Source organism: Rhizobacter sp. P3_B12 (assembly GCF_056402895.1).
Window position 1 is genome coordinate 1 of the sequence record NZ_JBFUGN010000221.1, and the last position, 7,579, is coordinate 7,579.

A 7,579-nucleotide genomic window follows, 5' to 3' on the forward strand; every position below is an offset into this window, starting at 1 on the left:
CAGCCCGAACCAGGTGTGCAGCCACGTCATCGACAGCCGGAAAGTGGGGAACATGGTGCGTGTCCGATGTCAGGTGGCGGGCAGCCGGGTCATCCACCAGCCGAGCCCGGTCATCGCCGCGCCGCCGCCGAACAGCACGAGCCAGACGCGCGCCGTGCTCGCGGCCCCGAACGACCAGCAGAACACGACGAGGTAGACCAGGAAGGCCACCAGGTAGAGCAGCGTCTGCGCATCGGCATACGGCATGCCGGCGGCCAGCAGCAGCGCGATGCCCAGCACCACGAAGCCCCAGGTGAAGGACCAGCCGCCGAGCACGCCGGCAGCAATGCGGGAGACGATCTGGATCCTTCGCATGGGAGCCGCGTCATGGGGCGCCGACAAGGCGCCGATAAGAATGATTCTTATCATTATCCACGAAGGAGGCGCCTCTCCCGAGGCGCCTGCCGAGCTGCCCGCTGGCGCGGTGCCTACTTGAACTGGTAGCTCAGCGACGCGTAGTAGAAGCGCCCGCGCGGGTCGGCGAACGACGCCGCGTAGCCGGTGGCATGCGAGCCGTACGACGCGACCGCGGTGAACGGCGGTTCCTCGTCGAACAGGTTGCGCACGCCCAGGCGCACCGAGAAGTCCTTCAGGCCGGTGTAGACGCCCGAGAGGTTCCAGCGGCTCGAGTCCTTCACGTGGTACTCCTGGTGCACGCCGATGTTGGCATCGACCAGGTCGGCCGATTCGGTCCAGCCCTTCACGAACACGTTCTCGAGCGTCGCACCCCAGGTGTCGCGCTGCAGGTCGATGCTGAACGAATGCTGCCAGCGCGGGTGCGGCTGCACGCTGCCGCCGTCGCCGGCGGTGCCGGCGTAGTCGGTGAGCGGGCCGTCCTTCGAGGCCTGGCGCTTCCAGCTGTCCACGTAGGTGCCGTTCAGCGCGACCGTCAGCTTGCCGACCGAGGGCAGGGCCCAGCGCGTCGTCACGTCGATGTCGATGCCCGAGGTGCGCAGGTCACCCAGGTTCTCGACCGGCGTGTCGATGTAGCTGATGAAGCCGTCGGCCGTGCGGTGGATGCGGTTGCCGAACTTCGCCAGCAGCACCGGGTCGGTCAGGATCGCATCGCCCGTCACCACGCTGATCTGGTCCGTCTTCTTGATCAGCCACCAGTCGAGCGAGGTCGACAGCCACTTCACCGGCTCCAGCACGATGCCGGCCGAGAACTGCTTCGACTTCTCGGCCTTCAGGTCGCTCGACGACGAGAAGCGCTCGTTGAACTGGCTCTCGCAGCGCGAGTCGCCGGCGATCGGGCAGTTCGGGTCGCTCAGCGAGTTGGCGGTGTTGGTCATCGACGGCGGGCTGTTCACGTCCCACAGCGACGGCGCGCGGAAGCCGGTGCCGGCCGCGGTGCGCAGCAGCACCTCCTTGGCCGGCTGCCAGCGCAGGCTGGCGCGCGGGTTGAAGCTGGAGCCGAAGTCGTTGTAGCGGTCGTAGCGGGCCGCGAGGCCGGCCTCCCAGCCCTTGGCGAACGGGGCCGTGACCTCGGTGAACACCGCGATCACGTTGCGGCTCGCGCGCGTCTCGGGCACCGAGCCCTCGCCGCCGATGTGCAGGCCCTGGCGGTACTCATCGTTGACCGGCGTGTCCTTGGCCTGCTCGTGGCGCAGGTCGAAGCCGAACGCCGCCGCCAGTTGCCCGCCCGGCAGCTCGAGGAACTCCCGGCTCGCCTTGCCGTCGAGCACGGTCGTGGTGCTGGTGGACTTGCGCATCGTGCCTTCGAGCAGCGTCGAGCGCAGCAGTGCCTCGCCGGCCGCGTCGCTGGGGCCGAACGGGTTGATCTGGCCGGTGGCCAGCGCGGTGATGAACTTCGGCTCGCTGATGTAGCCCGAGTAGCTCAGCGTGCCCTTGCCGCGGGCCACCGTCAGCGCGGTGTCGTAGTCCCAGCCCTGGGTCGTGCCCTTGAGCCCGGCCACTGCGCGCACCTGCTCGTTGACGTTGTCGTTGATGCGGTTGCCCACCGGAACGGCCCGCATCGAGACCTCGGCCATGCCGCTCGCCGGCGGTGCATAGCCCAGCGTCGCCAGCAGCGCGGCCGGGTAGTAGGGGCTGGTGACGGGGATCGCGAAGCTCGGGTAGCTGGCGGTGTCGGGGTTCAGGTGCCCCGCGGTGGAGTCGATCGGCACCGGCGCGACGCGCCCGATGTTGTGGTTGCGTGCATACGAGGCCTCGGTGAAGAACTCGTTCTGCGGGTCCAGGCGAAGCGTCAGGCGGCCGAACAGGTCGCCCTTGGTCTGGTCGGGCATGTTGTCGAGCGTGGCCGAGTAGATGAAGCGGCAGGCCTGCTTCGGCTGGCCGTTCGGCGTGGTGCCCGCGGTGGTGACGACGGTGAACTTCGGATCGCAGGGCGCGAAGTTCGGGTCGTTGAAGCCGTTGGTGCCGAGGTAGGCGCCGGGGCTGATGCCGAAGTCGACCAGCCGGCCCGGGAAGCCGCGGCCCGAGGTCGGCGGCGCGGAGCCCGGGATCTCGGTGATGCCGCGGTTGTAGTAGCCCTGGTCGATCGCGCGGATGCGGGTGTTGTCCTGGTAGTTCGCGGTGAACAGCAGGTTGTAGCCGTCGCTCGGCAGGTCGCCTTGTCCGTAAGCGAGGCTCAGGCCGCTCTCCTTGCCGCCGACGTTCGCCTGCGTGTTGCCGTAGCGCACGGTCAGCTGTCCGCTTTTGTAGTCGCGGCGCGTGATGAAGTTGATGACGCCGCCGACCGCATCGGTGCCGTACACCGCTGACGCACCATCGCGCAGCACCTCGATGCGTTCCAGCGCGGCGAACGGGATGCTGTTCAGGTCGACCGCGACGGTGCCGCCGATGCTGCCGAACGGGTGGTTCGCGAGCCGCCGGCCATTCAGCAGCACCAGCGTCGAGTTGGCGCCCAGCCCGCGCATGTTGGCGTTCGAGGTGGCGTAGCCCGCGCCCTGGGTGGTGTCCGATTGCAGTCCGGTGCTGGCCGACACGCGCTGCAACAGCGCCTCGATGTTGGTCGCGCCGCTGCGCTCGATCTGCTCCTTCGTGATGATCGTGACCGGCAAGGCCGTCTCGGAGTCGACGCGCCGGATCGACGATCCGGTGATTTCCACGCGTTCCAGCTGCTGTTGGGTCGTGTCCTGGGCAGCTGCCTGCTGGGCGCTGGCCAAGGCCATGCCACTGCTGAAGGCCACGGTGATGGCCCGATGGATCCTGGTTCTTCTCTGCATGTGATCCTTCCCTCCTGGTGGGGTGGTGAGCGTGGACGGGGAACCGGGCGCCTGGCTCAGGGGCGCACAGTCGGTGTCGGCAGATGCCGCACCGTGACGGACTGTGGCTCGTGAGCAAGAAAAAGACCATGTGCGACGCACCATGTCAAACCCTGACATGCGCGCGCCATGCAGCAGCGAGCAGTCCTGCAAATGACTGCTGGGGCTCAACCTGTATGACGTGGGTCTGCGCCGCCATGTCGGCGCAACTTGCCGAGGCGGGTCTGGCTAGTGGGCGCGCTGGGTGCGCTTGCGCTTGATTTCAGGTTCCAGCCGGTAGACGTACGCAGTGGCTCCACCGGTATTCGGCAGGGCCGAGAACACCTGGTTGAGGACCACCGACCTGCCGGTGACGCTGCGAAGCGAGCGTACATCCGGGTCGTCTTCATCAATGACCGCAACGTCTTCCAGCGTGAAGCTGTTGACCGGCACCTTCTTGAGAAGGCGTTGGATCTTTCCGTAAAGCTTCGTCGGGCCGAGCGTCGGGAGCTCCTTGATCAGGAACCTGAGTCGAGGCTGTTCAGGTTCCCGGATGTGGGTCCAGAACGCGCCGCTGACCGTCAAGCCGGGCTCCCGATCCAAACTTGTGAAGAGGGTTCTTCCCTCTTCGATGAGCTGCTCGATGTTCACCATTGCTTCTTGATCCAAGTGAGCACGCCGGTCTTCGCGGTCACGCAGGCCTTGTAGTAGTCCCTCGCGACGACCTCGGTCGTTGCTGTCGTGACACATTCGACGGCGTAGCCCATCAGGTAGCGGGAGCCCGTGTACTGCCCTGCGTCGAGGAGCGTCTTGGCTTCCGCCACGCGCATCTTGCTCAGAAGCTGGAAGTCGTCCCTGTTCATCCGGGGAGATGGTAGCGGCCTGAACRCATCCAGTGAAGTGCGAGGACGCAAAGGCCCGGCTATGGCACCTTGGCGAGGCAGCGGCGAAGGTCAATGCGCCATCGAGCGGTCGAGCGCCTGCGAGAACGCGATGCTGTTGCCGTCCGGGTCCTTGATCATCACGACCTGGACCTTCGGGCTCGACATCGGCGTGCCGGCGTCGATGCCGGCCTTGCGAAGCTCAGCGATCTGCAATGCGAGGTCGGTCACTGCCAGCGTGACGGAGCCGTGCCCTGCACGCTCGCGCAATTGGTAGACCTGCAGCCAGCCGCCGCCTTCGAACTTCCATTCGGCGACTTCGGGCATCGGCCGCGAGTCGGCCGGCCGCCCGAACAGCTTCGCGTACCACGCGAGCGCGGACTGCAGATCGTTGACGGCCACGCTGGCAATCGCATTGTGGATGGACATGACGATCCTTTCGAGGCGCGGCTGGGTCGGCAAATGCTGCGCCGCCGTCGCCGCGGCGTCCCCCGGACAGTGCCGGGTTCGCACGTCGGCCCATGCCTACGGCGGCACCGGATGCTGCGGTAGGCTCCCGGGATGGATGAACTGCGAGCGTTGTCGACTTTCGTGCGCGTGGCCGAGCTCGGCAGCTTCAACAAGGCGGCGCAGGCGCAGGCCACGACGCCGCAGGCGGTCAGCAAGACGATCCGCCAGCTCGAGCAGCACCTGGGCGTGCGGCTGTTCCACCGCACGACGCGCAAGAGCTCGCTGACCGAGGAGGGCGAGCGCCTGCTGCATGCGGCGCGGCCCAACCTCGACGGGCTCGTCGATGCGCTGACGCGCGCCCGCAGCGCGGTGCGCAGCGACGAGGGGCTGGTGCGCATCAGTGCGGCCGGCGCGGTGGCGCGCCTGGTGCTGGTGCCGATGCTCGCGGCGTTCCAGGCGGAGCACCCGGCGATCCAGATCGACCTGTTGCTGGAGGACCGCTTCACCGACCTGGTCGGCGAGCGCATCGACGTCGGCTTTCGCGCCGGCAACCCGCCCGAGGCGCAGGTCATCGCGCGCCGGCTGTTCACGATCCAGCAGATCGCGTGCGCGTCGCCGGGCTACTTCGAACGGCATCCCGCGCCCGAGCGATTGCAGGACCTGCTGCAGCACCGCTGCACTGCGTACCGACAGCCCGGCACCGGCCGCCCGATGCCGTGGGAGTTYGAGGTCGACGGCAGCGCGGTCTACCAGCATGTGCCGGTGGTGCTGTGCAGCAGCGAGCCCGAGGCCGACTGCCTCGCGGTGCTCGCCGGCATCGGCCTCGGCCAGGTCGACAGCATCAATGCCGCGGCCGCGTTGCGCGACGGCCGGCTGGTGCCGGTGCTGACCAGCCACGTCAGCGAGCGCATGGGCCTCTACCTGTACTACGCGCAGCGGGCCGACATGCCGGGACGCGTGCGCCGCTTCATCGACTTCAGCACGGCCTGGCTGCGCGACAGCAGGCAGTTCTGCGTACCGCCGGCCGAGCTGCGTGCGCTGGCCAGAAAGGCTCGTGCGGCACGCCGATGATTGGCAACTTCGGGTTGTCAAAGTAACGGCCTTGTGAGACTACCCAGGTTGAGGCTCGATTCCTAAAGTTCGTCCAAGCGTCGCTGTTGCGCCGCAGAACCCAAGGACGAAACTCATGGCCACCTCTTCGAATCTCTTCGCTTCCCAACTTGCCGGCCGCGTCGCGGTCATCACCGGCGCCTCCAGCGGCATCGGCCGTGCATCGGCGCTGTTGCTGGCCTCGCGCGGTGCCAGGGTCGCGGTGCTGGCACGCCGCCAGGAAGCCCTCGACCAATTGGTGGCCGAGATCACCGCGGCCGGCGGCGAAGCCATCGCGGTGCCGGTCGACGTGACCGACCAGGCCTCGGTGGATGCGGCGGCAGCGCGGGTGGCGGCCGTTTACGGCCGTGCCGACCTGGTCTTCAACAACGCCGGCGTGATGCTTCCCGGCGCGATCGAGGAGGGCAAGCTCGCCGAGTGGGAGCAGCAGATCGACCWCAACGTGACCGGCGTGATGCGCGTGATCCATGCCTTCGTGCCGCAGCTGGTGCAGGCGGCGGCCGAGGGTGCGACGGTCGACCTGGTGAACACCTCGTCGATCGCCGGCCAGAACCTGTACCCGTACTTCGCCGTCTACACCGCGACCAAGGCCTATGTGAGCCACCTGACGCGCCACCTGCGCATCGAGCTCGGGCCGAAGAACATCCGCGTGTCGATGATCGAGCCGGGCATCGTCGCGACCGAGCTGCAGGGCCACGTGACCTTCCAGGGCGCGAAGGACTGGCTCGCGGGTGCCGCGCAGACGATGGAGTTCCTGCAGCCGGAGAACGTGGCCGAGAGCGTGGGCTTCATCGTCGCGCAGCCGAAGCACGTGAACCTGCAGCAGGTGGTGATCATGCCGACGAAGCAGACGAGCTGAGCCGGCCGGCCGGCCGGGGGGATCCCGGGAAAAGGCCCGAGAATGGGCACGATGAAAATCCCCGCCCGCCTGCAGACCCTGGTTGCCGAAGGTTTGATCGACAGCGTCGTTCGCCAGCTCAAGAGCGGCAAGGAAGCCGATGTCTACGTGGTGCGTTGCGGCGACGAGACCTGCGCCGCCAAGGTCTACAAGGAGGCGCACAAGCGCAGCTTCCGGCAGGCGGTGGATTACACCGAGAACCGCAAGGTGCGCAACAGCCGCCAGGCGCGCGCGATGGCCAAGGGCACGGCGTTCGGCCGCCAGCAGCAGGAGGCTGCGTGGCAGAGCGCCGAGGTCGATGCGTTGTACCGGCTGGCGGCGGCGGGCGTGCGCGTGCCGAAGCCGCACAACTTCCTCGACGGCGTGCTGTTGATGGACCTGGTGACCGACGAGCGGGGCGATGCCGCACCGCGCCTGAACGACCTGCCGTTCACCGAAGCGCAGGCCTTGCAGCACCATGCGACGCTGATCGGCGAGGTGGTGCGCATGCTGTGCGCCGGCGTGATCCACGGCGACCTGTCGGAGTTCAACATCCTGCTGGCCGGCGATGGCCCGGTGATCATCGACCTGCCGCAGGCGGTGGATGCGGCCGGCAACAACCACGCGTCGCGCATGCTGATGCGCGATGTCGACAACCTGCGCAACTTCTTCGGCCAGTTCGCGCCGAGCCTGCTGCCGACGCAATACGGCCCCGAGATCTGGTCGCTGTACGCCGGCGGCCTGCTCGCGCCGGGCATGCCATTGACCGGCCGCTACCAACAACGGGCCGGCGCGGTGGACCTGTCCGGCGTGTTGCGCGAGATCGAGGATGCGCGGCTTGAAGAGGCGGCGCGCCTGTTGAGGATGAGCACCCCATGACCGACGACTCCCGCCGCCACAGCCCTGCCGCCGAACGCAACCGCGCGGCGATCCTGGCCGAACTGCAGCGCTTGTTGCCGCCGCAGGGGGTGCTGCTGGAGATTGCCAGCGGCACCGGCCAGCATGCGGCGCATTGC

9 protein-coding genes are annotated in these 7,579 nt (G+C 67.9%); 4 read left to right on the forward strand and 5 right to left on the reverse strand.

What is annotated here, in order from left to right; genetic code table 11:
• Positions 1–69 precede the first annotated feature (69 nt).
• From AC1D01_RS14030 to AC1D01_RS14050, 5 genes are all read right to left on the reverse strand, one after another.
• A complete protein-coding gene (locus AC1D01_RS14030; protein ID WP_477867164.1) occupies positions 70–354 on the reverse strand; it encodes an iron uptake protein in 285 nt (94 codons plus the stop codon).
• Between the two features lie 113 nt (positions 355–467).
• The gene (locus tag AC1D01_RS14035) at positions 468–3,227 is read right to left on the reverse strand and encodes a TonB-dependent receptor plug domain-containing protein (protein ID WP_477867166.1); all 2,760 of its coding nucleotides are present in this window, start codon (positions 3,225–3,227) and stop codon (positions 468–470) included.
• Positions 3,228–3,494: 267 nt separating this feature from the next.
• Positions 3,495–3,896 carry a hypothetical protein gene (locus AC1D01_RS14040; protein WP_477867168.1) on the reverse strand — a complete coding sequence of 134 codons (402 nt, stop codon included), beginning with the start codon at positions 3,894–3,896 and terminating at the stop codon, positions 3,495–3,497.
• A complete protein-coding gene (locus AC1D01_RS14045; RefSeq protein WP_477867170.1) occupies positions 3,893–4,108 on the reverse strand; it encodes a hypothetical protein in 216 nt (71 codons plus the stop codon). The genes AC1D01_RS14040 and AC1D01_RS14045 overlap by 4 nt, the downstream gene beginning before the upstream one ends.
• A 90-nt stretch (positions 4,109–4,198) precedes the next feature.
• On the reverse strand, positions 4,199–4,555 hold the full coding sequence (locus tag AC1D01_RS14050) for a VOC family protein (protein ID WP_477867172.1): 357 nt from the start codon (positions 4,553–4,555) through the stop codon (positions 4,199–4,201).
• Between the two features lie 132 nt (positions 4,556–4,687).
• Between AC1D01_RS14050 and AC1D01_RS14055 the strand changes: the two genes are divergently transcribed.
• From AC1D01_RS14055 to AC1D01_RS14070, 4 genes are all read left to right on the forward strand, one after another.
• A complete protein-coding gene (locus AC1D01_RS14055) occupies positions 4,688–5,647 on the forward strand; it encodes a LysR family transcriptional regulator (RefSeq protein WP_477867174.1) in 960 nt (319 codons plus the stop codon).
• Between the two features lie 115 nt (positions 5,648–5,762).
• Complete coding sequence (locus tag AC1D01_RS14060; protein ID WP_477867176.1) at positions 5,763–6,545, forward strand: SDR family oxidoreductase; 783 nt, start codon at positions 5,763–5,765, stop codon at positions 6,543–6,545.
• Positions 6,546–6,596: 51 nt separating this feature from the next.
• The gene (locus tag AC1D01_RS14065) at positions 6,597–7,442 is read left to right on the forward strand and encodes a PA4780 family RIO1-like protein kinase (RefSeq protein WP_477867178.1); all 846 of its coding nucleotides are present in this window, start codon (positions 6,597–6,599) and stop codon (positions 7,440–7,442) included.
• The coding region (locus AC1D01_RS14070) for a DUF938 domain-containing protein (RefSeq protein WP_477867180.1) at positions 7,439–7,579 on the forward strand (141 nt) is incomplete at its 3' end. The genes AC1D01_RS14065 and AC1D01_RS14070, both read left to right, overlap by 4 nt.

Coding starts and splice junctions, on each gene's coding strand:
- AC1D01_RS14030 (WP_477867164.1), bottom strand. CDS start 354: ATGCGAAGGATCCAGATCGTCTCCCGCATTGCTGCCGGCGTGCTCGGC.
- AC1D01_RS14035 (WP_477867166.1), bottom strand. CDS start 3,227: ATGCAGAGAAGAACCAGGATCCATCGGGCCATCACCGTGGCCTTCAGC.
- AC1D01_RS14045 (WP_477867170.1), bottom strand. CDS start 4,108: ATGAACAGGGACGACTTCCAGCTTCTGAGCAAGATGCGCGTGGCGGAA.
- AC1D01_RS14050 (WP_477867172.1), bottom strand. CDS start 4,555: ATGTCCATCCACAATGCGATTGCCAGCGTGGCCGTCAACGATCTGCAG.
- AC1D01_RS14065 (WP_477867178.1), top strand. CDS start 6,597: ATGAAAATCCCCGCCCGCCTGCAGACCCTGGTTGCCGAAGGTTTGATC.